Origin of the sequence: Prevotella scopos JCM 17725 (genome assembly GCF_018127785.1) — a bacterium.
Classification (GTDB): Bacteria; Bacteroidota; Bacteroidia; order Bacteroidales; family Bacteroidaceae; genus Prevotella; species Prevotella scopos.
Genome location: NZ_CP072389.1, coordinates 460,207 through 485,757, shown reverse-complemented (window position 1 = coordinate 485,757; position 25,551 = coordinate 460,207). Strand labels below are relative to the sequence as shown.

The 25,551-nt window shown below is 38.3% G+C and carries 19 protein-coding genes and 2 pseudogenes; 16 read left to right on the top strand and 5 right to left on the bottom strand.

Annotated features, from left to right (window positions below):
* Positions 1 to 46 precede the first annotated feature (46 nt).
* The 3 genes from J4856_RS01795 to J4856_RS01785 are packed head-to-tail and all read left to right on the top strand — an operon-like array spanning position 47 to position 4,669.
* A complete protein-coding gene (locus J4856_RS01795; RefSeq protein ID WP_065368029.1) occupies positions 47 to 2,512 on the top strand; it encodes an FtsK/SpoIIIE family DNA translocase in 2,466 nt (821 codons plus the stop codon).
* 41 nt (positions 2,513 to 2,553) lie between these two features.
* Positions 2,554 to 3,168, top strand: a complete 615-nt coding sequence (gene lolA1, locus J4856_RS01790) for an outer membrane lipoprotein periplasmic chaperone LolA1 (protein WP_025839631.1) — start codon at positions 2,554 to 2,556, stop codon at positions 3,166 to 3,168.
* Position 3,169: 1 nt separating this feature from the next.
* The gene (locus J4856_RS01785) at positions 3,170 to 4,669 is read left to right on the top strand and encodes a DUF5687 family protein (protein ID WP_025839632.1); all 1,500 of its coding nucleotides are present in this window, start codon (positions 3,170 to 3,172) and stop codon (positions 4,667 to 4,669) included.
* A gap of 711 nt (positions 4,670 to 5,380) precedes the next feature.
* Here the strand turns inward: J4856_RS01785 and J4856_RS01780 are convergent.
* Positions 5,381 to 6,271, bottom strand: coding sequence for an IS256 family transposase, variant Zn-binding type (locus tag J4856_RS01780; protein WP_143150379.1), 891 nt, complete (start codon positions 6,269 to 6,271; stop codon positions 5,381 to 5,383).
* 257 nt (positions 6,272 to 6,528) lie between these two features.
* On the opposite strand from J4856_RS01780, the gene J4856_RS01775 reads away from it, so the two are divergent.
* From J4856_RS01775 to J4856_RS01765, 3 genes are read left to right on the top strand one after another with little or no spacing between them, the layout of a single operon-like run.
* A complete protein-coding gene (locus tag J4856_RS01775; RefSeq protein WP_025839965.1) occupies positions 6,529 to 7,569 on the top strand; it encodes a hypothetical protein in 1,041 nt (346 codons plus the stop codon).
* Positions 7,570 to 7,619: 50 nt separating this feature from the next.
* Complete coding sequence (locus tag J4856_RS01770) at positions 7,620 to 7,832, top strand: hypothetical protein (RefSeq protein ID WP_025839964.1); 213 nt, start codon at positions 7,620 to 7,622, stop codon at positions 7,830 to 7,832.
* A gap of 33 nt (positions 7,833 to 7,865) precedes the next feature.
* Entirely contained in the window at positions 7,866 to 8,849 is a 984-nt protein-coding gene (locus J4856_RS01765; RefSeq protein ID WP_065368027.1) for a hypothetical protein, read from the top strand.
* Between the two features lie 169 nt (positions 8,850 to 9,018).
* Here J4856_RS01765 and J4856_RS01760 read toward each other — a convergent pair.
* Positions 9,019 to 11,519: pseudogene (locus tag J4856_RS01760) on the bottom strand (zinc-dependent metalloprotease).
* Between the two features lie 53 nt (positions 11,520 to 11,572).
* Positions 11,573 to 12,262 (bottom strand): peptidylprolyl isomerase, encoded by a 690-nt coding sequence (locus tag J4856_RS01755; protein ID WP_065368026.1) that lies wholly within the window; start codon positions 12,260 to 12,262, stop codon positions 11,573 to 11,575.
* A 347-nt stretch (positions 12,263 to 12,609) separates the two neighbouring features.
* Between J4856_RS01755 and J4856_RS01750 the strand changes: the two genes are divergently transcribed.
* The gene (locus tag J4856_RS01750; protein ID WP_025839960.1) at positions 12,610 to 13,521 is read left to right on the top strand and encodes a DMT family transporter; all 912 of its coding nucleotides are present in this window, start codon (positions 12,610 to 12,612) and stop codon (positions 13,519 to 13,521) included.
* A 173-nt stretch (positions 13,522 to 13,694) separates the two neighbouring features.
* On the opposite strand, the pseudogene J4856_RS01745 reads toward J4856_RS01750, so the two are convergent.
* A pseudogene (locus tag J4856_RS01745) lies at positions 13,695 to 13,902 on the bottom strand (4Fe-4S binding protein); the annotation flags it as partial.
* A gap of 626 nt (positions 13,903 to 14,528) precedes the next feature.
* Here J4856_RS01745 and gcvT point away from each other — a divergent pair.
* The 8 genes from gcvT (at position 14,529) to J4856_RS01705 (ending at position 23,725) form a co-directional block, all read left to right on the top strand.
* On the top strand, positions 14,529 to 15,614 hold the full coding sequence (gcvT, locus tag J4856_RS01740) for a glycine cleavage system aminomethyltransferase GcvT (RefSeq protein ID WP_025839826.1): 1,086 nt from the start codon (positions 14,529 to 14,531) through the stop codon (positions 15,612 to 15,614).
* A 48-nt stretch (positions 15,615 to 15,662) separates the two neighbouring features.
* Positions 15,663 to 16,043, top strand: a complete 381-nt coding sequence (gene gcvH, locus J4856_RS01735; RefSeq protein WP_025839825.1) for a glycine cleavage system protein GcvH — start codon at positions 15,663 to 15,665, stop codon at positions 16,041 to 16,043.
* Positions 16,044 to 16,168: 125 nt separating this feature from the next.
* Positions 16,169 to 17,479, top strand: a complete 1,311-nt coding sequence (gcvPA, locus tag J4856_RS01730) for an aminomethyl-transferring glycine dehydrogenase subunit GcvPA (protein ID WP_025839824.1) — start codon at positions 16,169 to 16,171, stop codon at positions 17,477 to 17,479.
* A 31-nt stretch (positions 17,480 to 17,510) separates the two neighbouring features.
* Complete coding sequence (gcvPB, locus tag J4856_RS01725) at positions 17,511 to 19,001, top strand: aminomethyl-transferring glycine dehydrogenase subunit GcvPB (protein ID WP_025839823.1); 1,491 nt, start codon at positions 17,511 to 17,513, stop codon at positions 18,999 to 19,001.
* A gap of 45 nt (positions 19,002 to 19,046) precedes the next feature.
* The gene (lpdA, locus tag J4856_RS01720; RefSeq protein ID WP_025839822.1) at positions 19,047 to 20,411 is read left to right on the top strand and encodes a dihydrolipoyl dehydrogenase; all 1,365 of its coding nucleotides are present in this window, start codon (positions 19,047 to 19,049) and stop codon (positions 20,409 to 20,411) included.
* A 698-nt stretch (positions 20,412 to 21,109) separates the two neighbouring features.
* Positions 21,110 to 21,715, top strand: a complete 606-nt coding sequence (locus J4856_RS01715) for a riboflavin synthase (RefSeq protein WP_025839821.1) — start codon at positions 21,110 to 21,112, stop codon at positions 21,713 to 21,715.
* A gap of 251 nt (positions 21,716 to 21,966) precedes the next feature.
* Positions 21,967 to 23,040: a sensor histidine kinase gene (locus J4856_RS01710; RefSeq protein ID WP_025839820.1), complete on the top strand. Its 1,074-nt coding sequence runs from the start codon at positions 21,967 to 21,969 to the stop codon at positions 23,038 to 23,040.
* Complete coding sequence (locus tag J4856_RS01705) at positions 23,015 to 23,725, top strand: LytR/AlgR family response regulator transcription factor (RefSeq protein WP_025839819.1); 711 nt, start codon at positions 23,015 to 23,017, stop codon at positions 23,723 to 23,725. The genes J4856_RS01710 and J4856_RS01705 overlap by 26 nt, the downstream gene beginning before the upstream one ends.
* 97 nt (positions 23,726 to 23,822) lie before the next feature.
* Here the strand turns inward: J4856_RS01705 and trmB are convergent, their stop codons facing one another.
* The gene (trmB, locus tag J4856_RS01700; protein ID WP_025839818.1) at positions 23,823 to 24,620 is read right to left on the bottom strand and encodes a tRNA (guanosine(46)-N7)-methyltransferase TrmB; all 798 of its coding nucleotides are present in this window, start codon (positions 24,618 to 24,620) and stop codon (positions 23,823 to 23,825) included.
* Positions 24,621 to 24,755: 135 nt separating this feature from the next.
* On the opposite strand from trmB, the gene J4856_RS01695 reads away from it, so the two are divergent.
* On the top strand, positions 24,756 to 25,550 hold the full coding sequence (locus tag J4856_RS01695) for a Cof-type HAD-IIB family hydrolase (protein WP_025839817.1): 795 nt from the start codon (positions 24,756 to 24,758) through the stop codon (positions 25,548 to 25,550).
* The last annotated feature ends 1 nt before the right edge of the window (position 25,551 follow it).

The window sequence follows — 25,551 nt, the reverse complement described above, 5'->3', positions numbered from 1 at the left end:
ATGGCACTTATTTATTACTTTTGCAAGTATAAAAGAGTAACGATAAATGGCAAAGAAGAAAACAACACAGAAAAGTAAGACTTTCACCGAGGCGCTCGGACTAAATAACATTATTAACGACAAGACTGGGTTTGTTGCAGGGCTCATCCTTTTATGCGTTGCTATCTATATCTGTGTCGCTTTTTTTAGCTATTTCAGCACAGGTGCAGCAGATCAAAGTTTAGTTACTGACCTTCGTCCAAGAGAGGTTGAGAACGCTAATAGAGTTTTCCAGAATGTATGCGGCTCACTTGGAGCTATCATTTCATACGGACTCATCTCTCGCTGTTTTGGTATTCCTGCTTTTATTATTCCTGCTTTTATTGCTCTTTGCGGATTACGCATGATGGGAGTTTATAAGAAGCTAAACCTCATGAAATGGTTCATGGGCATGGCTTTGGTCATGATTTGGCTCTCCGTTACCTTTGCTAAAGTTCTTACTCCTTTAATGGGAGATCAGGTATATAACCCAGGCGGAGACCATGGTGCTTTCTGCGTACAATACATGGAGAATCTCGTTGGTTCACCAGGATTGATTGCTATCTTAGTGATTGTTATGCTGGCTTACCTCACCTATATCACTTCTGAAACAATTACTGTTGTCCGTAAGATGATAAATCCTTTTGGTTATATTCGCGACAAAGTTAAGTTCACTGTTGTACATGACAGCAAGGGCGAGAACGCTGAAAATTTATCAGAGAATGAAGCGATTGAAGATGAAAACGTTGTAAAGCCAACTGAATATGTTGATTCAAATATCGCAGAACCTATTGATTTATCAACCGAATCAACAGTTACTCCACAAGAGTCAGATGTGGTGGCGCAACAAAAAGGCAATGAGAAAGCAAATAAAGGAGCGCAGCAAAATACGCCAAACTTTGAAGTTGAAAAAGAAAACGTGGTAGAACAAGCCAATAGCAACACGCTGGCTAACAACAACCTTCCATTGACTCCTATCAACCCACGTGAACCTTTTACGAAATGGAAGTTTCCGTCACTTGATCTACTCAAAAAATATCCTTCTGATTCCAAGACTAATTATGTTAGCCAAGAAGAGCTAGAAGCTAACAAAGATCGTATTATAAAGGTCCTGAATGATTTTGGAGTTCAGATAAGTAGTATCCGTGCTACGGTTGGTCCTACAATTACGCTTTATGAGATTACACCTGCACAGGGAGTTAGAATTTCTAAAATTAAGAATCTTGAAGATGATATTGCTTTGAGCTTAGCAGCCATTGGTATTCGTATCATCGCTCCTATGCCAGGCAAGGGTACGATTGGAATTGAAGTTCCAAACGCAAAGCCAAGTATCGTATCAATGTTCTCAATTCTAAATTCACGTAAATTTCAGGAGTCAACAATGGAGTTGCCTATTGCATTGGGAAAGACGATTACCAATGAGGTATATATGGTCGACCTTGCAAAGATTCCTCACTTGCTCGTTGCGGGTGCTACAGGTCAGGGTAAATCAGTTGGACTGAATGCGATTATTACCTCTCTTTTGTATAAAAAACATCCAAACGAACTGAAGATTGTACTTGTTGACCCAAAGAAGGTGGAGTTTAGCGTTTACTCTCCGATAGCAAAACCTTTCATGGCTGCTGTTGAAGAAAATGAGGATGAACCAATTATCACTGATGTCCAAAAGGTTGTGAAGACGCTGAAAGGTCTTTGCGTACTTATGGATGAACGTTATGACAAGTTGAAGGCAGCTCGTGTAAGAAATATAAAGGAATACAATCAAAAGTTCCTAAGACATGAACTGAACCCAGAAGAAGGTCATGAATTTATGCCTTATATCGTTGTCATCATTGATGAGTTTGGTGATTTAATCCTTACTGCAGGTAAAGAAGTCGAAATGCCGATCACACGTATTGCACAGCTCGCACGTGCCGTTGGTATGCACATGATTATCGCAACACAACGTCCAACAACAACGATTATCACGGGTAATATTAAAGCAAACTTCCCTGGACGTATTGCTTTCCGTGTAGGAGCAATGATGGACTCACGCATCATCCTCGATCGTCCTGGCGCACAACAGCTCGTAGGACGAGGTGATATGCTTTACCTCAATGGCGCTGACCCTGTTCGTGTTCAATGTGCATTCGTAGATACTCCTGAGGTGGAAAACATCACCAAGTTCATCGCTAACCAGTTAGGACCTGTCCGCCCATTGGAAATCCCAGAGCCGTTGTCTGATGACGAAGTTGGTGGAGGCGGATCACTTGACGCACAAACGCTTGACCCATTATTTGAGGAAGCAGCCCGTGCTATTGTTGTTACGCAGCAAGGTTCAACAAGTATGATACAGCGCAAAATGTCTATTGGCTATAATCGTGCTGGTCGTTTGATGGATCAAATGGAAAAGGCTGGTATCGTCGGTGCTGCTAAGGGTTCAAAACCACGCGAAGTATTGATAAGTGATGAGGTAAGTCTTGACAACCTACTCACCATCCTTCGTGGACAATAAGTTCTTTACAATACGAATAAAACAAATAAAACGATAGGATAATGAGACAGATTAAGTATTTATTATTGTTCGTTGCCATCATGGTGGCAAATGTTGCAATTGCACAGAATACAAATCAAGCTAAGGCTTGTTTGGATAAAGCTACTGCTAAAGTGTCTAGCCTAGGTGGCTTTACAGCACGTTTCGCACTTTCTAGACCGGGTAGTGTTGGTAGAACATCGGGCACTATTTCTGTGAAAGGGACAAAATTTGTAGCTACTACCCCACAGACAACAGTGTGGTTTAATGGTACAACACAATGGTCATATATGAAATCTACTGACGAGGTGAATATTTCTACACCAACAGAGGCTCAGCGTCTTTCAATGAATCCTTATGCCTTGATGACACTATACCGCCAGGGCTATAACCTATCTATGACTACAGAAGGGGGTGCCTATGTAATACATATGAAGGCAACCACCCCAAAACGCAATATCCCAGAAGCTTATGTGACTGTCAATAAAGCTTATCAGTTACAGACCATAAAGATTAAACAGGCTAATAAATGGACCACTATTTCAGTCTCGGACATTCAACGTAAAAACCTTCCTGACGCCATTTTTACGTTTAATAAAAAGAGTCATCCATCAGCTGAGATTATTGACTTGAGATAAAATGACTTATTGGGAGGCTATACAAACATTGCATAAGCACTTCTACATATCTAGTAGGAGGAATAAGATATGGCAAGCCAACAGCGTAGCAAAATATTTTTACTACGCGTTGGCTGTTTTTATTTATGCTTATTTTGTGTGGATTGGATACAAGTTAGCCGACCTCAAAAGCATTGATAATCTTGGAGGTTATCGTTTCGTTTATGCCGTGCTACCTTTGTTTCTGTTTTTTGATTATCTTTTTAGATATACAACCGACCACCGGTTGCTGATGCATATACGTCCATATCTACTCTTGTCGCTTCCTAAACACAGTTATACTGATTATCTAATTCTACGTCAATTGATTGTTTTTAAGAACGCAAACCTCCTCTTTCTCTTCATTCCTTTTAGCATCAAAACCATCATTCCTGAATTAGGTACAAAGGCACTGATTGGCTATACCGCAGGATTATATCTTCTTCTCCTTATCAATGGACAATTCTTCCAGTTTACGCAAGTGTTGACTGCACGTGGTGTTCGATATTGGCTCATACCTATTCTTACTTATACTTCTATCTCACTAATAGCTATCTTCATCCCTACCCCACAAACTTACTTTGCACGTTGTGCAGAAATGGGTAATGCGATGATTAGAGGTGAGTTTTGGATATATGCGCTAATGGTATTAGTGCTGATAGGAATGATTTTGCTAAACCGTACTGTACTTGAACATCGAATCCGCGAAGAACAATTTTCATCTACATTATCTAAGAGTGTCAAAAACAATCTTAAACTTACGTTCTTTGATCGTTTCAAACATATCGGAGAATACCTTAAAATTGAGTTTTGGACAATCACTCGCAATAAGAGAATACGTCTTCTATTCATTTTTAATACTATTGGTATCATCGTTTTTAGTATGATTACTGCTTTCGATCAAGAGAGTGAAATAGTTCAAACCAATGGATTCCTTTACTACAGCTTTATTATTTTTGGGTTAAGTTCACTCACAAGATTGATGTGCTATGAGGGAAATTATTACGAATGTTTACTGATGCAGCGCAATAGCATCAAAAATCTTCTGCTTGCAAAATATTACTTTTATACAGCCTTGCTATCTATTCCCCTCCTAGCATTCCTTCCTGTAGCGATTTGGGGAAAGGTAAGCTTTTGGACAATACTTGCCTTCGCACTCTTCACAGCTGGCGTTACTTATCGTATCCTCTTTCAAATGGCAGTATATAATAAGGTAACATTCTCCCTAAAAGCTACGCATACGGGAAAGAATACAAATACCAACTATATACAACTCGTGGTGACGATTATAGCTTTATTCAGCCCATTCCCTATCTTAGCAGTGGGAACATTTTGGCTAGAACAACCAATCCTTACCAATATCCTTCTTTCTCTTCTCGGTATCATCTTCATTTTCACACACCGTCATTGGATTAGTACAATCAGCCAAACGATGAAAGATAATCAGTACGAACAGTTAGAAGGCTTTCAGAGAAGTAGGTAATAGAATAGTTGAGTGACGTAGGATTTGCTTTTGTTTTCACCTAAGAATATATTAAGGATACTTAATAGCACATAAGATACAATAAAGAAAGTTCCTATCATTCTTGTCTTTTAGAGAAGTCACATAACATGTTAGTTTGCAGCAAGATACGAAAAATATTAAAAGTAAAATTTACCATTATGACTCTATAACGAATCGTGTGTGTAATTCGTTATAGAACCTAAAAATATAGTCAAAAAATATAGCCTCGAAATAAACAAAACTCCAGATTAACCTTAGTTTTAATACACTTAACGCACATTAAATCCCTAACCTTCTATATACAGCAATGGTGTTAACCCTTCGCACATGTGGTGCATACCATCCGCACCATTAGTGCATACCACTAGCACCACATGTGCTAAGCACCCGCACCACACGTGTGGAATATCAACACACAACACACACGATTCGTTATAGAGCCACCATTATGAATTGACTTGCTTGAAACGAAGAATTGCATGTTTTATTGAAGAAAGACTGGTGAACTATAAACCTAATTTGCAAGCTGTTTATTCATACAAGACATCTTATATTGTAAAAATTTAATCTTTTTTCATTAATTAGCTTCCTTTTTATCAACTTTTTTGGCTTATGTGACAAAAGTGTGCTTATTTTAGCGTCGTTTTCTCTTATGTGACAAAAATGTGCTTAAAATCTCCCATTCCCCTTTTATTTCTTAGGAGAATGGGACTTTATAAAGTCTTGGATGAAGATCTTTCTTCTTTCCATACTGATCCCCTTGTGTAGGTTCAATTTTGTCTTTAAATCTGCATTGAGTGATTCAATGGCATTGTTTGTATTTGGCATCTTCAATTCAGGGTAATCATAGTATGTCCACAATGACGACATATTCCTTTTAAGGCTCAAAAAAGCACTACGTAGAGCTTTATGAGTATAATGTGATTTTCCATCTTCTGTTGTTGTCCGTTCCTTAAGAAAATCCTCCCACTTGGTGTACCATTCCTTTAAAGCCCCAATAAAGGACTCCTTGTCCGTATGACATAACATCTTGGATAATTCAAGCAGTTCTTTTGAAGCCTCAAGCTTGGGTCTTGAAGTTAGTTTTGTCTTTATAGTCATTACTTGATGGAACTGGCATAATTGGAATTTATAATTGGGAAAAGCTTGCCTAAGTCCCTTAAAACCATCGCATACAAGCCCTTGAATGGTATACCCAAGTGACTCCAAGTAGCTTATGCCCTCCTTATAGTCTTCAAGACGTTCATGCCTATTGATAAACTTAAACCAAAGTACATCACCAGACAATGAATCCTTCATGATAACGACACCAAAATTACGTCCCCAATAGGTGGCATCCATTAAAACCACTACAGGGCGAACAAGAAGGTTGGGAAGTTCTTCTTTATAAGATTTGGTGAGTTTTCTATAAATTGTCCTGGTTGAAACTCCGTACTCCTCTGATAGATCTTTGACTGTTAGATTACCCTTGGAATAACGATTATTGACAATGGTATTGGTAAGGCGATTATGTCCAACAAAGCTCCTCTTACAGCACTTACAATACCAGCGTTGACTACCATTAAGATGACCACGTTTTATAGTCGATTTTGAGCCACAATAAAAGCAGATTTTTTGCCATAAAAATATAAATAAAACAAAGATAATGATTATTAGATAGTTACAAGGATTTTAAGCACATTTTTGTCATATAGGCCACTTTTTTTTATCTTTGCATCAAATTGAGACTTTAAAAGAGTTTCAACAAAGCGTAGTCTATAAATCCTTCTTCCCTTTTAGAATAGAGACAGATTGAATTGACTACAAACTTGACAAATAGAATCTAATGCTTAATTATTATGTTTAAGAACTTTATCGTCTGTTTTCTAATGGTATTGCTACCCATAAAGATATGGGCACAGAAGCCTGTAATGTTCGATTTTCCAGAGCCCGCTAAAGATGATGTGATTTCTACATTGATAGAGAAGAATGGCATCACGTTGCGGTTCAGTTCAAAATCAGGAAAAGAATCATTACCTCAATATTCACATAATAAAGAATACTCTTATCTAAAACTTGATATTGATGAGCTGTTGACTATTGAGGGTAAAGAATGTGTGATAACATCAATTAAGTTCATTATATTAGATAACCAAAGATGTCTTAAGGTATATGAGGATAAAGATATTAAGCTTTCATGTAGGAAAATTAACAACAGGTCGTCACTTTATAAACAACAAATGGATGAAAAAATAGAAAAAGTTACCTTCTGTCCTCAAACATCCTTAGCCGCTTACATAAAGTCCATAGAAGTATCTTACATTCCTCTAGTTTCAATATCTGCAGCGAAAAGAGCCACATTTTATTATGGTGATAAATCATTTATAATTCCTGATGGAGTTGTTGCTCGTACTTATAAAATTGAAGGTAATATTCTCTCTCAAAACAAGGAGTATAAAGCAGGAATGGTACTTCCAAAAGGTACTGCTGTCGTTTTAGAAGCTAATGAAGGAAAATATTCATTTGAAGAAACACAAGATGCTGGTGAAACAGATTCTCAAAATGCTTTACGTGGATCTGACGTAAAGACGATGACAACAGGAGGGGAAATTTACTATGTATTTGGTAAGGGTCGTAATGGAATTGGATTCTATTGGAAGGAACCTGAAGGGAAACCATTTACAACCGAAGCACACAAAGCCTATCTTGTTTATTCTCCGCCCATAAGCTCACAAGCGAAGAACTTTCTTGGTTTTGATGTTACTTTGGAAGTACAAAAGCCCATTGTAACTGAAAAGGCAACTATGAATAGTCCTATTTATAATCTCTCTGGACAACAAGTGAAGAGAGATTATAAAGGTATAATAATAATGAATGGTAAAAAATATCTTAATAGATAGCCATCTAAAAGTCAGATATTACATAACGACAAATAACTGATCTTTATAACATGAAAACATATATCAAACCATCAATGCGTGTGTATGACATCTTATTTCCTTCTCATTTGTTAGGTGATTCAACAACAAAGTCTGGGAACACTTTGCAGAATGATAAAGGATTGGTTCATAATCATACAGAAGAGGATATAATACAATTATCGAAAGAAGATATGTTCTCTTCTTTCAGTAATTCAGCTTCTGATTCAGAATGGGATAAATAACAAGATTCAATTATAACCTAAACAATTACGAATATGAAAAAACAAGTAACATGGAGTTGGCTTTTATTGTGCATATTTTTATTTGCTGCCTGCGAAAAGCCTGTATTGGAGAGTAGTGATAGTAATAAAAAATCAAAAGAAAAGAACAAGTTGACAAGAGTTATACGTATTCTTCCCAAGGAACTAAGTGTCGAGACTTTCGAAGAGTCAATGGGAGCCAAGGAACAACCATTTACGAGGGCTGGTAGTACTAGCAGATTTTATGCTATCAATGTCTATGAGAAGAAACCTAATGATGAAGGGTATTCTATGTATGCTTACGGCTTGTTTACCAGTTTATCAAAGATAGCATTAAAGATGAATGTGGAAAGCCTTTATAAGGTGGAATGTCTAATAGTTGAGGAAAAGGATGATAAACTCTTTGTCAGTGATGGTGTTTATTCTGCTCCATTTTTTCATGGAAACAACTATGGAACAAAAGCAACCAATAGCTTTGTTTTCTCAAAAGAAGAAAACTTTACCGGCTTAAAAGCAGGTGCAACGACTATTGCAGATGGGAAGGTCGTAAATCATCCTCGTGTTGTAAAGCTCTATGGTACAGTGAGCGATTTTAGTCCGAAAGCAACAAATACATTGCCTATTAACATGAGACGAGCAGTGTTCGGCTTGCATTTCAAAATAACACCGCCTGAAGAAGGGAAGCTGACGGTCAGTTATTTAGGATGGTACGTCTATGTAACGAAAGCGAGTGCAGCCTACGAGAATAGAAAAGTTTATTCTTTTGACGATATTGAAAAAGGAAGTCAAGAGGGTTATCAAACACAAGTTGACATGCAGATAACATGGACAAAGGATGATGGAACAAATGAAAAGGAGACAAAGCAGGTCGTATTAAAACGTAATGTCATGACAGTTATCGAAATAAAAGTTGAAGGGCAGAAGCCTCATGGTTTTACATTTAACGAAGAATCTGGTGATATGAAAACAGAGAATGTTGAATGGAATTTGATATTCTAATTCTTATAATCCACTCCCCTTAACTCAATCATATAATCAAATAAGGAAGAGTACGAATCCGTACTCTTCCTTATTTTTTCACAACTTCAGTTCAAGATGATCTTTTGTCAACGCTCCTGTTGGGACTTTTTGGAAAACAGTCTTTCCATCAATATCTGTTACATTAATATTACTTCACAGTCACCCGACGTTCACGAATCAGCTTTATCTGGCGCAGGATATCATTATAATGAAGCAGATTAATACCTTCACTCTGTGCTGCCTGTGACTTACAGAACTGCTCAACAATATCTAGATTTTGCATCAGATAGAGCATGATGTCTGAACTATTGACACGATCTGTTGCAGTAGGTTTATCCTTCTGAACAGGATTCAAAAGACTATTTATCTGTTCTACATAATGACGCTCAAGTAAACGACGTGTGCGTACCTGCATGTCATTCAAACCTGTTAATGGTTTCCAAACACTATGGAACAAATCATTCAGATAATCCTTAAACTGATAAGCTCCTGTTGCACGCTGATCCTTATAAATCTTATCCATAATGGTTCCGTTCATCATCACCTTTAAGATGCGCTCTTGGTAGCTGCTGATTTCGTCAACAAGATCAGTGCCAGCAACATCCGTCATGGATGACGGATAAAGCCAAAGTGGTGCCTCGAACACTTGACGTCCGATATAATCAACTGCGTCTCTACCCTTCTTTGCTGGTGCAATTTCGTAAGGTTTCTGTCCAGGCATGTTGTTGAGATAACGACCACCGATATTTTTCAGGACATGGTTAGTGTAACGACCATACTGACTTACAACACTTCTCCACAACTCGATACGATCATCATACTGGTCATCAGGCTGACGTGTCCACTCCGGGAGTTTCTCAACGATACGCTTTAGGTTCTTAATACCATAGTCGCTTGCCTTTACATTATCATCGCCAAGATCTTCTGTTTGAGCACGTGGGTCCTCGTTCTTACCCTCACCACCAAACCACAGACGGGAGTTCTTTGCAAGAATAACCGTAGTCTCTGTCATCAGCTTCTCTTTTTCATCCTTTTCATCTTTGAACTCTGGGCGATACTGATAACCCCAACGGATGGCCCACTTATCGTAATCATTCACACGTGGGAAGAGACCACGCTCGGAGACACCATCTTCTGGCTGTGCAACGTAATTGAAACGAGCATAGTCCATGATGCTGGCTGTGTGACCATGTTCCTCAACCCACTTCTTATCACGCAGCTTCTCAACAGGCGTAGCATGGCTTGCACCCATGTTATGACGAAGACCAAGTGTGTGTCCCACCTCATGGCTTGACACGAAACGTACCAACTCACCCATAAGTTTGTCATCCATATGTGCCGTCTGTGCTCGTTTATCCAAAGGTGCACATTGTGTGAAATACCATTTTGTTAAAAGGTTCATCACATTATGGTACCAACAGATATGACTCTCGATAATCTCACCACTACGTGGGTCAACAATACGAGGTCCGTATGCGTTCTCTATTTCGGCAGGGAGATAACGGAGAACATTGAAACGAGCATCGTCAACACTCATTGTCGGATCATTTGGCCACTCTTTTGCTTGTATCGCATTCTTAAAACCTGCTTCCTCAAAAGCTACGTTCCAATCTTCAATACCTTTCATCAGATAAGGTACCCACTTCTTTGGTGTTGCAGGGTCAATATAAAAACACGATAGGTTTGATTGGCTCTACGAGTTTTCCTTTTGCGTATGCTCTTTTATCTTTTGGTTCAAGACGGAAGCGAGAGATAAACTGCTCGCGGTCAGTCTTAGTCTGATCATCACTAAAAATAGTATATCTATTTGTAAAATAACCCACACGCTTATCCCAAATACGCTTACGCATAGGAACCTTTGGAAGAAGAACCATACTTGTGTTCAGCCCGATGGTAACAGCGCCAGTTTGCGATGCTGGTGCAGTAGTCGGCGAACTGGAATAAGTACGGGTCGATACAATCTCAACATTGATAGGATAAACCTTCATTGTATCAATAAAGGTTCTGTCAGCCATCAGTCCACCTAACTTCAACTGTTTAGAATAGTCTGAAGAAACGCTAAGCACAGAATTATCCTTTGAGAACAATGTCGTTACATCAATCAGCTGTGCTTTAGTATCTTTGTTCCGACCAATCACCTTAAAGGAAGCCACAATAGGGTCAGCTGTAGAAGCTTTCAAAGTACGTGAGATACTACTCTTGGGATCAGCCTCTTGTGAAAGAACATAGGCACGAAGCAGCATTGTCTTGTTATCGCGTTGTTCAAAATAAACTGTTTGTTGGTTTACAGCCTCACCTGCAAACTTACCAAAGTTCTGAGGGACGGCTGTAAAAACGAGTTACAGCAAGCAGATAGCGACCGATAATAGAATCAGGAACTTCAAAATACCATTGGTCATCAATGTGTCTAACGATGAAAAGTCCATTCTGGACACTTCCCTTTTTCTTTATAAGTTGTTCGTAAGCAGAAGGCTTTTCTTTTTCTTTATCAGGCGTTTTCTCTTTCAGAGAACTCTGTTTTGTAGTGTCTTTCTGCTGTGTAATAGTATCTTTTACTGCATGATAGGCATACCTGTTGCCTGCTACACCTACTCCACTTCCTAGCATGAATGCAAACAGGCAGGCTGTAGCTTTTCTGTTAATTGACATAAAATTAATTGTAGTTTTACGTTATATATACAATAGAATAAATAAAGATTACTTTATTTCACGATGATAGCTTTTCGAATTCGGACATCAGCAAGTGGGCGTTCTTTATCATCAGTTGGTTGTTTTTGAATACGATCAACAACATCCAATCCGTCTAGCACCTGTCCGAAGACAGTGTACTGACCATCCAAATGAGGAGTTCCACCAATTTCTTTATACATCTTGCGTATCTCTGGTGTCATTTGCACCATACTATCTGTATGTGCGTTAAGGCGCTCTTGCGTCTTATCGAGTTGTCCATCAGAGAACTTTGTTCCCCAAACAATATAAAATTGTGAAGCTGACGACTCACGTTTCGGATTGACATCATCACCCTCACGTGCTGCAGCTACTGCGCCACGTCGGTGTAATAACTTTGGATAATTTATCTCAGCTGGGAGCGAATATGTTTCTGGCGTATCTCCTAAAGCCTCTCCAGGTTTAGCGTTTTTTGAACCGAGGTCACCCGTTTGTATCATGAAATCTTTAACAATACGGTGGAACAAAACACCGTCATACGCACCACTACGGACCAACTTCAAGAAGTTGTCACGATGACGTGGTGTTTCATTATAAAGTTGGATGAGAATGTTTCCACTATCCGTTTCCAACAAAACCTCATGACGTAATGTGTCAGTTAACGACTGTGCTTGAACATTAGCTACGACCAAAGTTAGCAAAAGAGAATATAATAACTTCTTCATCTTTTTTTATAAATTAAAATTATGCACAAAGATAAACAATAAAGAATAAATATCCTAACTAAACGAAGCAAAAAAAATAGTTGAAAGAACAGAAATATCAAGTAAAGAACGTACCTTTGCATGATGAATGCAAGTCAATAATGGCATCATTCTCGAATTATTTTCGTGAAAAGAAAATATTATTTTCATAGAAATAAATATTTCTTCTCATGTAAATAAAGTTTTCTTTTCAAATAAATAATTTGTTAGAACATGCTTCTCAGCAGTAAAGAAGGAATGGAGAATAACGCTTGATATGACTGATGTTCAATCGTTTAATAGCCTTTAGATAATAGGATTAATAGTCAATGACACAAACAAAAAGTATATTTCAGCGTCCACTATGGGTTACCATTTTTGCCCTCACAGCTGCAATAGCATGGGGCTGGGCATATCCGTTGATAAAATTAGGTTTTGCGGAGTTTGGTATCACATCAGATATGACAGGATCAAAAATGCTCTTTGCGGGAATTCGTTTCTGTCTTTCAGGACTCATCGTCTTAGCAATAGCAGGCGTTAAAAAGCGTGATTTCAAGGTAAGAAAGTCTGTCGATTGGTGGTATATTCTTTTGTTCTGTATGATGAATACTACACTGCATTACGCCTTCTTCTACTTTGGACTTTCACATAGTGAAGGCTCACGAGCAGCAATTCTTAACTCGTTAAGTGTTTTCTCTGTGGTCATTTTTGCATGCATCTTCTTCAAAACCGATCGTATGACCATGAAGAAAATCATTGGTTGTTTTGTTGGATTTGCTGGTATTCTATTCCTAAACTTAGGCGGCGTAGAGAGTGGACGATTCACTTGGTTAGGTGATGGAATGATTATTCTCAATGCTCTTTGTGGTGCAACAGCATCACTACTAACGCGTGGATTGGGTAAACGAGTAGATGTCTTTGTTGGTACCGGCTACAGCTTGGCGATAGGTGGTGCATTGTTGATTATTCCAGGTCTGGCTATGGGCGGAGAGCTACCACAGATAACTTTCTTGGGAATTACCTACTTAACCTTACTCATTGCTATCAGTACATTGGGCTTTACGCTCTACAACAAATTACTAACATGCAATCCAGTCGGGAAGGTTGCCATCTATAACTCACTCATTCCTATTGTTGGAGCCGTTACCTCTTGTTTATGTCTTAATGAAACATTCTACATTAAGTATATGATAGCAGGTGCTTTAGCAGCAGGTGGCATATATATCATTAGTAAGAGTTAGTTTCAAATAAGAAGTTCGGAATAAGGCCAATCAGGTTCGCTCAGCGTAAACTCACATCTGCCCCAAGTCAATATATTCTGTCTGCATCTTCATGAGACTAAATCTATTGACATGGGGAATCATTGTGTATCGACGCCACTGAGATTTGACAAAAAGAAAAGTGATGTTTCAACTCACACCCATTTATTTATTTTTGTTACAGGTAGCTTGAAGGGACTTCCCATTGGACAAACGAAACGGCAATAAGGACGTGGCACAAAGAATGACAACAAAACAAACACAATTGTTACCAAGGGAATTATCCAAGGTGCAGAATTAAAAACAAAGGGCCACAAACAGCTCGTAGTTCATCCACTGTGACCAAACACCAGTTAGCAATAGATAAGGGGTCTTCCGGAATTTGGAGTGATGGTATTATACTTTTCAGGCTTCCTTGTTGATAAAAAAGTATTGTAAACCCTTAAATATAAGCTTTTTGTTGTGTGAATAACCCATGTAAGATAAGTGTAGATTTTGTAGCCTTTATTTTAGCACTTTATATTCTTTAATATTCAGTAAACAAAGGGATTTGGAAGAACAGAACTCACAAAAGTTATTGATAATCAGATATTAAATGATATCACTCCAAATTCCGGAAGAACCTTTTTTCCTTTTTTTAACCACTGAACACGTAATTCCCTTGCAACTTTCCGTCACATCGAACTGCAGCTACTGCCAACACCAATATACACGTTAAAAGGGAAATATTTGTTGTAACTTATTCATTAAGCTTACACCTTATATATAATTCTGATTGATGCAAAATCACTAATAAATATCATAATCACCTAACACATTATATATATGTTTACTTTTTATCACTTTCACTTTATTAACATCATTTTCTTTGATATTATTTTGCAAATTCACAGATAATAATTACATTTGCACCACACTTAAATATAGGTCAACCGAAAGATCTACGAAGTAGACTACCAGAGGAAGAACCAATTATAAACCTAAACAATATGACAAATAAAAGAACTTGCCTATATGACAAACACGTTGCACTAGGCGCACTAATTACTCCTTTTGCAGGATTTGACATGCCAATCCAATACACTGGAATCATCGATGAACACAATGCAGTAAGGGAATATTGTGGCGTATTTGATGTTTCTCACATGGGAGAAGTGATTGTATCAGGTCCTGAAGCTGATAAATTCATTAATCATATCTTTACAAATGATGTAAATGGGCTTGCTGCAGGTAAAGTACTTTATGGTATGATTTGTTATCCTGACGGAGGCGTTGTGGACGACACATGTATCTGTAAACTTGACAACCAGCTATTCCTTATGACTATCAATGCTTCTAACATTGAGAAAGACGTGGCTTGGATTGAGGAGAATGCTGAAGGCTTCGATGTTAAAATCGAAAACAAGAGCGAGGCATATGGTCAGTTAGCAGTTCAGGGTCAAAAGGCAGAAAGTATGTTAGAAGATGTACTTGGTCTTCCTTGTAAAGAACTGAAGTTCTATGAGGTGAAACGTCTTCAGAAAGACGGTCAGGAAGTCATCGTTTCTCGTACTGGTTACACTGGAGAAGATGGTTTTGAAATCTATGGAACACCTGAATATATCACAAAAATATGGGATAAACTCATTGAAGCTGGTGTAAAACCTTGTGGATTGGGCTGCCGAGACACGTTGCGTTTTGAAGTGGGCATGCCACTTTATGGTAATGAACTCTCAGACAAGATTACTCCTGTGATGGCGGGTCTATCAATGTTCGTGAAGTTCGACAAAGATGAGTTTAATGGAAAAGAAGCTCTTTTGAAACAAAAGACAGAAGGTGTTAGCAAACGATTACGTGGTATTGAGCTTGACGACAATGCTATTCCAAGACATGGATATAAAGTTCTGAAAGATGGCGTAGAAGTTGGTGAAGTTACTACAGGCTATCGACTTGTTTCTGTCGATAAGAGTTGCGCAGTAGCATTAGTAGATGCATCAGTTCAAATGGGCGATAGAGTTGAAATACAAATTCGCAAGAAGACATTCCCAGGAACTGTTGTTAAAAAGAAGTTCTATGATAATCATTATAAGAAATAAGATCTTAGAAAACCTATTAAGCAAATAAACAATCATAAAAATAAGAAAATGGCAAAAGTAATTGAGGGACTCTACTATTCAGAGTCACATGAATTCGTTAAAGTAGTAGGCAACAATGGCTACATTGGTATTACCGATTATGCACAGCACGCTTTAGGTAACATCGTATATGTTGATATGCCAGAAGTTGATGACGACATAGAAATTGACGAAGATTTTGGTGCGATTGAGAGCGTTAAAGCAGCATCAGACCTTAAGGCTCCAGTATCAGGTAAGGTTATTGAAGTAAATGAAGCCTTGGAAGATGAGCCAGACTTGCTGAATAAAGATTCATACGAAAACTGGATTATAAAAGTTGAACTCACAGATACAGCAGAGCTGAAGAATCTTATGGATGCCAAGGCTTACGAAGAGTTCTGTGCAGAATAAACTTATAACAAACATTATGTAGGCGTTTATAAATGCTAATAGGTGATGATAAAAGCCTATCATCATTTATAAACGCTTGTTTGTGAATATATCAATCTACTACTAACCTAAACTATCCTAAACAAATGATTCATAAGTTTTTGCCTCACACAAATGAGGATATCCAACAGATGCTTGAACGTATTGGTATAAAGAACCTTGACGATCTTTATACAGAAGTTCCTGAAAGCATCCGTTTTAAGGGAGATTACGAGATTCCTGAAACTATGAGCGAATTGGAAATATGCGCATTCTTTGATAAACTTGGTAAAAAGAATTGTACGTTAACATGCTTTGCTGGTGGCGGAGTTTATGACCACTATGCACCAAGCGTTATCCCAAATCTTCTCAGTCGTTCAGAGTTTCTGACATCCTATACACCTTATCAAGCAGAGATTTCTCAGGGTACACTCCATTATATCTTTGAGTTCCAAAGTATGATGGCTGAACTTACAGGTATGGACATTGCCAATGCTTCTATGTATGAAGGTGCAACTGCTACTGCTGAAGCAATGATGGTAGCATTTGATAATGCAAAGAAGGCAGATACCGTCTTATATTCTGAGACTTTGTGTAAAAATATCATTGGCGTATTAAAGACTTACGCACACTTCCATGGTATCAAACTAAAAGCAATTAAGGCTGTTGATGGTGTAACATCACATAGTGACTTACAGAACTTAATGAAAGCAGGTGGCGTAGCAGGTGTTATCGTACAACAACCTAACTGCTATGGCATTATCGAAGACTTCACAGGTTTTGCTGATATTTGTCATAACGAAAAAGCAATGTTTATTATTAACAGTGTAGCTGCTGACCTCGCATTGCTAAAGACACCAGGAGAATGGGGGGCTGATATTACTGTAGGTGATATTCAGAGTCTCGGATTACCGATGGCATTTGGTGGACCATACGCTGGATATATGTGTTCTACTGAAAAACTAATACGTAAACTCCCGGGACGTATCGTAGGTAAGACGGTTGACAGTCGTGGACAACGTGTATTTGCATTAACACTTCAAGCACGCGAACAGCATATTCGTCGTCAGAAAGCAACATCAAACATCTGTTCTAATCAAAGCTTGATGGCACTTTATGCTACAATCTATATGAGCATAATGGGAAAGGAAGGTATAAAAGAAGCTGCTCAGATTGGTTATGATGGTGCACATTATCTTTGCGAGCAACTGGTTGCCACAGGTAAAGTTAAACTTGTATATAACCAACCTTTCTTTAATGAATTCCTTGTTCAATTAGAAGACCGCGATGCCTTCTTCGATAAGGCCATCAAGAAGGGTATTCTTCCAGGTATCAAGGTTGATGATGACAAACTCCTTATCGCCGTTACAGAGAAACGCACAAAAGAGGAGATTGATACACTCGTCGGATTATTATAGTCACACAAAGTCTTTCTAAATCTAAACAACAATGAACAATAAACTATATGGCAATCTGATATTTGAATTATCTCATCCAGGAAGACGTGCTTACAGTCTGCCAGAAAACCCTTTTGGACATCATCCTCTTCCCGACACTTGTAAGCGTGAGAAAGATGCAGAGTTACCTGAATGCGATGAATTGACGGTTGTACGTCATTATACCAACCATAGTGAAAATAACTTTGGTGTTGATAACGGATTCTATCCATTGGGCTCATGTACAATGAAGTACAACCCTGTTATCAATGAAGAGATTGCGTCAATGCCTGCATTTACAGCGCTTCACCCTCAACAGCCAATTGACACTGTTCAAGGAGCATTGGAAGTTGAATACAATATTCAACGCGCACTTGCGTCTATCACGGGTATGTCAGAAGTAACCCTCAATCCTTATGCTGGTGCACATGGTGAACTTACTGGATTGATGATTATCTCATCATATCATCAACAGCGTGGTGACACAAAGCGTACAAAGATTATCGTACCTGATTCTGCGCATGGTACAAACCCTGCATCAGCTGCTGTATGTGGTTTGGAGATCGTGGAAGTAAAGAGTACAGCTGACGGTCTCGTTGATGTCAACGACTTGAAACCATTATTGGGTGACGACATTGCTGGTATGATGATGACAAACCCTAACACATTGGGACTTTTCGAAAAAGACATACCAGAGATTGCAAAACTGATACATAGTTGTGGTGGTCTGTTATATTATGATGGTGCCAACCTTAACCCTCTGTTAGGTGCAGCTCGCCCAGGAGACATGGGCTTTGACGTCATTCACCTCAATCTTCACAAGACATTCTCTACACCTCATGGTGGTGGCGGTCCTGGTGCAGGTCCTGTTGGTGTTTGTGAAAAACTGATTCCATTCTTACCAAAACCTCATGTAAGAAAGGCAAAGGATGGATTTGTTGTTGACAATCCTGATTGTACAGAAGAATTCTCTAGTTCAAATATACGTATTAGTGGATATCTTGGTAACTTCCTCGTAATCCTAAGAGCTTATACTTATATCCTCACACTTGGTAAGAAGCACATCAAGGAGGTTGGACCTTTTGCTACATTGAATGCTAATTACATCAAAGAATGTCTGAAAGATGCGTATGAACTACCTATTGACACGCTTTGCAAGCATGAGTTTGTATTTGATGGTTTAAAGGATAAGAGTACAGGAGTGACAACGATGGATGTAGCTAAGCGATTACTCGATTATGGCTACCATGCTCCAACAATTTACTTCCCACTCTTGTTCCATGAGGCTATGATGATTGAGCCAACAGAAACAGAAAGTAAGGATACCATTGATGGATTCATTGAGGTGATGCATATCATTGCAAAAGAAGCTATCGAAAATCCTGATCTTGTTAAGGGTGCACCATATAACACACCGATTGGTCGTGTAGATGATGTTCTGGCTGCGAAGCATCCAATCCTTACTTATCGACAACTTGTCAATGACACGCAGGAGAATGCATAACAATTCTGTAGAAAGAACATTGTAACTCTATAACAGAGCTAGAATATGAAAAAAACAAATCTATTAATAATCGGTTCGGGACCTGGTGGTTACCGAACCGCTTCCTATGCTGCCCAAAATGGTTTGGATGTAGTCATTGTTGAAAAGGCAAAACCAGGTGGAACCTGTCTAAATGCAGGTTGTATCCCAACCAAGTGCCTTGCGCATGACGCAGAACTACGGCTTACGGCTTCCACTCTCTATGACACAACTCCCCCACTCGACTTTACAAAGGTTATGGAGAGAAAGGAAGGAGTCATCAGTCAACTCAGAGAGGGCGTAAGTTCGCTACTTAGTCAGCCAGGCATAGAATTCATTAATGGTGATGCACACTTTGTTTCTAATCATGTAGTCGAAGTAAATGGTGAACAGATAGAGGCAGACAATATCATTATCGCAACAGGTTCCCGCTCGAAGATGCCTCCATTCATGAGTGAAGAAGACTTCCTAAATCAGCCTGACACAGAACCAAATATTGTCACATCTACTGAACTTCTTTCTATCTCTAAGGTTCCTCAACGACTCACAATCATTGGTGCAGGAGTTATCGGAATGGAGTTTGCTTCTGCTTTCTCTGCTTTCGGTTGCGAAGTGACAGTTATTGAGTTTATGAAGGAATGTCTGCCACCTATTGATAGTGATATCGCTAAACGCTTAAGAAAGACACTAGAAAAAAGAGGTGTTACTTTCTATATGCAGAGTGCTGTTAAACAAGTCATATCACCTTTAGAAGGTGAGCAAGCAGCTACTATAGTTGTTTTCGACAAAAAAGGCAAAGAAGAAAAAGTTGAAACTGACCTTGTATTAATAGCTACAGGAAGACAAGCTAACTATGATAATATCGGTCTTGATAAAACAGATGTAGAAACAAATCCAAAGGGTATTGTTGTCAATGACAACATGGAAACCAACGTTAAGGGTGTTTATGCTATCGGTGATGTCAATGCACGTCAGATGTTAGCTCATGCTGCAACGTTCCAAGGCTTCCATGCAATCAATCATATCCTTGGAAAGCAAGATAACATTCGTCTTGACATCATGCCATCTGCTATCTTTACGTATCCTGAAGCAGCATGCGTGGGTAAGACAGAAGACTTATGCAAAGCCGAAGGTATTAAGTACACTACACGAAAAGGATTCTATCGCTCTAATGGTAAGGCCTTAAGCATGGAAGAGACAGAAGGAATGATAAAGGTTTTGATAGCTGAAGATGGTTCTTTACTTGGTGCACACTGCTATGGTGCGCATTCTGCCGATTTAATTCAAGAAGTAGCAGATTTGATGAACTGTGATGCAAAGCTTTATAAAATACGTGATATCATTCACATTCATCCAACATTGAGTGAAATTCTCCAAGATGCACTCCTATAAAGGAGGAGTACTTGAGCCTGAATATATGTGAATTAGTAAAACTTCTGACTAACGATAAGTAGTATATTACGTTCTCAAGAAGTCATAAGGTAGTTATTTTCAGCACCAACGATGCTCTTGAGCACTACAATATGGACAAGCTTTAACCGTTAAACAAGAAGAGTAAAAGAAGTTTATTAAACCCTATAAGTAGATTATACAGACAAATTGCTATAGGCTGTGTTTTCAATACAGCACTAACTTTTAAGTATAAAATATTTGGGAGATAAAAATCTTTATACTAACTTTGCATACAGAAAGGATACAGATTTAGTCGTATCGATTCGATCGGGATAGTCATCAAATAAATTAGAAAACCCGAGATGACTTCTTTTGTTAATGGCGGGCCACATAAATCGCACTTTAGCGACTAAGCCGCAAGGTCAGTGGATTACAAAGACGAGGAGCTCTCTTATCATTGATACTCGGACTTTTCATCACATCGTCGATACGACTTTTCTATTTCCCATTTCTTAAAAGAAGAGGGATTGAGGTGGGGTTCCAAACTGGTACCCCACCTTTTTCAATTATTCAAGTATATAGATAATATGTAAAACTTAACCTCCAATAAGAAGCCTGTGAAGTTATAAAGATTACCTATCCACGCTTATACAGACCTCCAGACTTTCTTAAAAGAGGATAATAAAAGGAGATTAGCAATGTTCTCAGGAATTGTAGAAGAGATGGCAACCCTTATAGGGATTGAACACGAACAGGAAAATATTCATTTCACATTTCGTTGTTCATTCACAAAGGAATTAAAGATTGATCAGAGTATTGCACACAATGGCGTATGCCTAACAGTAGTTCGTTTCCAAGAAGACAGCTATACCGTCACAGCTATGAAAGAAACCCTTGAACGTTCAAACTTAGGTTTACTCAAAGTTGGTGATCGTGTGAATGTTGAACGTTCAATGATTATGAACGGCAGACTAGATGGACACATCGTACAAGGTCATGTTGACCAAACAGCAAAGTGTGTCAACATGGAGGATGCTGATGGAAGTACCTATTTCACATTTGAGTATCCAAACAATCGTGAGATGGCGCAACGTGGTTACTTTACCGTTGACAAAGGTTCAGTTACTATCAACGGCGTATCTCTAACCGTGTGCGAACCAACAGATAATAGCTTTAAAGTAGCAATTATTCCTTACACACGAGAGAATACCAATTTTGCTGACATTAATGTTGGTACTATTGTAAATCTTGAGTTTGATATACTAGGCAAATACATTGCCCGATTAAATAGTCTTACGCAATAGGTTTTGTAAATATTTATTGTCATCAAAACAAATTACCCTAAACGGCATTAAAAACAAGGTAAAATGCCTTTTCAGTGTCATTTAGGGTTATGCTTTTATGAAAAATAAGTTAATTAACCCGCTTTTGTATATAGATTATTATTGGATAATGTAAAAAAAAACCACATAATCAGTCAATACATTTTATTTTACAAAAAGTTTTATTACCTTTGTTTGCAGATATACGTTATATAGACAAACAAAAGTAATTAATGAGGAAACAAACAGACATATCCAAAACATTTTGGAACCAGATAGTCATCTGGATTCCGCTTTTCCTCATTCCCATTTTGTATGCTCCCCATGGACATACAACATGGCAGAACGATTTGTCTTTTTATATCGTACCACTTTCAATGATGGCGGTTGCATATATAAACTACTTTGTACTTGCACCAATGTTATTGAAGGGCAGTAAGAAGGAGTTTTGGGTTATTAACACCATACTCATTGTTTTCTTATCAGTTTTGCAACACGAATGGTTATACTACACATCGGGTGAGCAAAGCCTGATAACTTATCCTTATCAAGTATCTATTAAGGAAGAAGAAGTTTACCCACACGTATTTTTCATCATCCGAAACATCTTTAATCTTAGTCTATGTGCTGGTGTTGCAACATCTATTCTTATGGCACAGCGATGGGCAAAGGCAGAGAAAGAAAGACGTGAGGCAGAAACAGCCATGACAAAAGCTGAGCTAGTCAACTTACGTCAACAGGTAAATCCACACTTCCTTCTGAACACGATGAATAACATCTATGCGCTCACTGCATTTGATACGGAAAAGGCGCAAAAAGCAATTATAGACCTTTCAAAGATGTTACGCCATATTCTTTATGACAATCAGCAGCCATATGTATGTCTAAAAGAGGAGGTAGAATTCCTGCACAATTATGTAGAGTTGATGATGATACGCATTCCTGAGAATGTGGAAATCAAGCGCGAATGTGATATCCCAGATAATTGCAATATACATGTTGCTCCTATGATATTCATCTCCTTGCTGGAAAATGCATTCAAACATGGCATTAGTCCGGAGCAAAAGAACTTTATTCACATAAAGTTAGAAGCTAACAATGAGAGAATCATCTTCTCCATTGAGAACAGTAATTATCCTAAGGGAGAGACAGAAAGGAACGGACATGGCATCGGTCTCAAACAAGTAGAACGCCGTCTAGAACTCGCTTATCCTGGTAAATACAAATGGGAAAAAGGATTTGATAGTAACAAAAACATATATTCAACAAAAATAATCATTTATGACACTAAACTGTATAATCATTGACGACGAACCTTTAGCAGCGGACTTGCTTGCAAGTTATGCTAAAAAAACACTTTTCCTGAATCTAATCGGTGTTTTTAATAGTGCTGTCGAAGGCGTAAAAGCCATCCGTGAGAATAGGGTTGACCTCATATTCTTAGATATTCAGATGCCAGAACTGAGCGGACTCGAGTTTGCTAGGATTCTACCTAAGGAAACTAAGATTATTTTCACAACCGCATTCAGTCAGTATGCTATTGATGGCTACAAGGCAAATGCTATTGACTACCTTATGAAGCCTATCAGCTACGATGATTTTTTAGCTAGTGCGAACAGAGCTTTAGATTGGTTTCAAAGTACACGTCAGCTAGAGAACACATCTAACGATCGTTTTATCTTTGTAAAGAGTGAATACAAACTGGTGAAAATCATGTTTGATGATATTCTTTATATCGAAGGATTAAAGGACTATGTTAAGATCTATCTTGCTAACGATCATAAGCCTATCATGAGTTTAATGAATATGAAGAAGATAGAGGAATCACTTCCAAAACCTGAATTTATGCGTACGCATCGCTCTTACATCGTACACATGAAGAAGATTGATGGAATTGACCGTTTCCGTATTGTCATCGGTGATGCTATCCTCCCAATATCAGATAGTTACAAGGCTACCCTTCAAGATTATCTTGATGGTCATACGTTATAAGAATATTTAGAAGTCACAAAAAAATTAAAGACACTAATTTCTATATCTTTCAACGAAATAGAAGTTAGTGTCTTTTTCTATGCTTTAGCTTTTCGTCCTACTTACTCGTTGTCAACCCACTACGTTTTGTACGCTTAAAAGAGCGATAGTCATCAAGTTCAATTTCAATATCTGGTTCTATCAATCCACCCTCTCTAGGTAACAGAAACTTCATGTATTTAATATTCAATCCACGCTCAATCCATTGATTTTCATAATAAGTATGAATACCCAGAATCTCACGTGTCTTCTCATCCATCAGCGTCTCGGAACCACTACCCTCTCCTAACTCGTTACCATAAAGGTCTTCCGTACGGAAGAGTACAGGTAGCTTGTTCACATTCACCATATAAGTAGTGTATGTAAAAAGGAAATTAGAATCTGTTTTAAGATGTACAATACCCCCATCTATCAAAAAATGGCGGTAACGATTCATAAAGAATGTAGAAGTCAACCGCTTGTGTGCATTCTTCATCTGTGGATCAGAGAAGGTTAGCCATATCTCTTGCACCTCATTCTCACTGAAGAAGCGGTCAATAATCTCTATACTAGTACGCAAAAAAGCAACATTTTCTAATCCTTCTTCTAAGGCTTGCTTTGCACCCGTATAGATGCGAGCACCTTTGATGTCAACACCAATAAAATTGATATCTGGGTAAACACGCGCAAGTCCAACAGTATATTCACCCTTACCACAACCCAACTCCAGCACAATAGGGTTATCATTATGGAAATATTGTTCATGCCAATACCCCCTCATCTCAAAAGGAACGGTGCTTACGACACTATAAGGATACTGAAAGACGTTTTTAAACGTCTCCATCTCTGCAAATTTCTGTAACTTACCTTTACTCATGAGTGCAAAGATACAATAAAAATAAGTAACGAACCCTACAGAGTAGTATTTTATTTATTTAGACTGACTGGACAACCATAATTTAACAACATTACAAGATAATTTTGTACCTTTGTACACAAAAAGAGATTCATTATGGCAATTAAAGCTGCATTCTTTGATATAGATGGAACCTTAGTCTCATTTCAGACTCACAAAATTCCTGCATCTACAATAAAGACTATTGAACAAATAAAAGAACGAGGAGTGAAGATATTCATCTCCACGGGACGTCCTGTAGCTATAATCAATAATATAGATGCCATCCGTCATCTCATTGATGGGTATATCACCTTTAATGGTGCTCGCACCTTTATTAACGATGAAGACATCACTTTGATGCCTATCCCTGAAAATGAAGTACAAGCAATGATTGAAGATGCCAGCCGTCGCGATTATGCCGTTTTAGTTTGTGGGAAAGACGACGTTGCACTCCATAACCACAAACCGATCTTTGATGAAATCTTCGTTCATGACTTGGGCGTTAACAATATCGATATTAACAAACTAGTAGAACCATTACTTAGCCAACCCGTCCTTCAGCTTACACCATTTTTTAGTGTGGCAGCAGAGGAGGAGATATGCCCTTCAATGCCGCATTGTATTTCAGCACGATGGCATCCAAGTTTTACCGATATCACCGTACAAGGTGCAGATAAAGGTACAGCATTACGTCAGCTAGCTAAGCATCTGGGAATCGGATTAGATGAATGTATTGCATTCGGAGATGGTGGAAACGATATATCAATTCTTCAAACAGCGGGCATTGGTGTAGCAATGGGAAATGCTTTTGAAGGAGTAAAGACCGTAGCTGATTATGTAACAACGAGTGTAGATGATGATGGAATACGCAATGCCTTCATTCATTTCGGAGTTATCAAGAACGCTTGAT

Bases quoted from the DNA above. Each gene is read 5' to 3' on its own strand.
- gcvPB (WP_025839823.1), top strand. From the start codon at position 17,511: ATGAACAATAAACTATATGGCAATCTGATATTTGAATTATCTCATCCA.
- trmB (WP_025839818.1), bottom strand. From the start codon at position 24,620: ATGAGTAAAGGTAAGTTACAGAAATTTGCAGAGATGGAGACGTTTAAA.
- J4856_RS01710 (WP_025839820.1), top strand. From the start codon at position 21,967: ATGAGGAAACAAACAGACATATCCAAAACATTTTGGAACCAGATAGTC.
- J4856_RS01750 (WP_025839960.1), top strand. From the start codon at position 12,610: ATGACACAAACAAAAAGTATATTTCAGCGTCCACTATGGGTTACCATT.
- J4856_RS01795 (WP_065368029.1), top strand. From the start codon at position 47: ATGGCAAAGAAGAAAACAACACAGAAAAGTAAGACTTTCACCGAGGCG.
- J4856_RS01785 (WP_025839632.1), top strand. From the start codon at position 3,170: ATGACTTATTGGGAGGCTATACAAACATTGCATAAGCACTTCTACATA.
- J4856_RS01770 (WP_025839964.1), top strand. From the start codon at position 7,620: ATGAAAACATATATCAAACCATCAATGCGTGTGTATGACATCTTATTT.
- lpdA (WP_025839822.1), top strand. From the start codon at position 19,047: ATGAAAAAAACAAATCTATTAATAATCGGTTCGGGACCTGGTGGTTAC.
- J4856_RS01765 (WP_065368027.1), top strand. From the start codon at position 7,866: ATGAAAAAACAAGTAACATGGAGTTGGCTTTTATTGTGCATATTTTTA.
- J4856_RS01755 (WP_065368026.1), bottom strand. From the start codon at position 12,262: ATGAAGAAGTTATTATATTCTCTTTTGCTAACTTTGGTCGTAGCTAAT.
- lolA1 (WP_025839631.1), top strand. From the start codon at position 2,554: ATGAGACAGATTAAGTATTTATTATTGTTCGTTGCCATCATGGTGGCA.
- J4856_RS01705 (WP_025839819.1), top strand. From the start codon at position 23,015: ATGACACTAAACTGTATAATCATTGACGACGAACCTTTAGCAGCGGAC.
- J4856_RS01715 (WP_025839821.1), top strand. From the start codon at position 21,110: ATGTTCTCAGGAATTGTAGAAGAGATGGCAACCCTTATAGGGATTGAA.
- gcvT (WP_025839826.1), top strand. From the start codon at position 14,529: ATGACAAATAAAAGAACTTGCCTATATGACAAACACGTTGCACTAGGC.
- J4856_RS01775 (WP_025839965.1), top strand. From the start codon at position 6,529: ATGTTTAAGAACTTTATCGTCTGTTTTCTAATGGTATTGCTACCCATA.
- J4856_RS01695 (WP_025839817.1), top strand. From the start codon at position 24,756: ATGGCAATTAAAGCTGCATTCTTTGATATAGATGGAACCTTAGTCTCA.
- gcvH (WP_025839825.1), top strand. From the start codon at position 15,663: ATGGCAAAAGTAATTGAGGGACTCTACTATTCAGAGTCACATGAATTC.
- gcvPA (WP_025839824.1), top strand. From the start codon at position 16,169: ATGATTCATAAGTTTTTGCCTCACACAAATGAGGATATCCAACAGATG.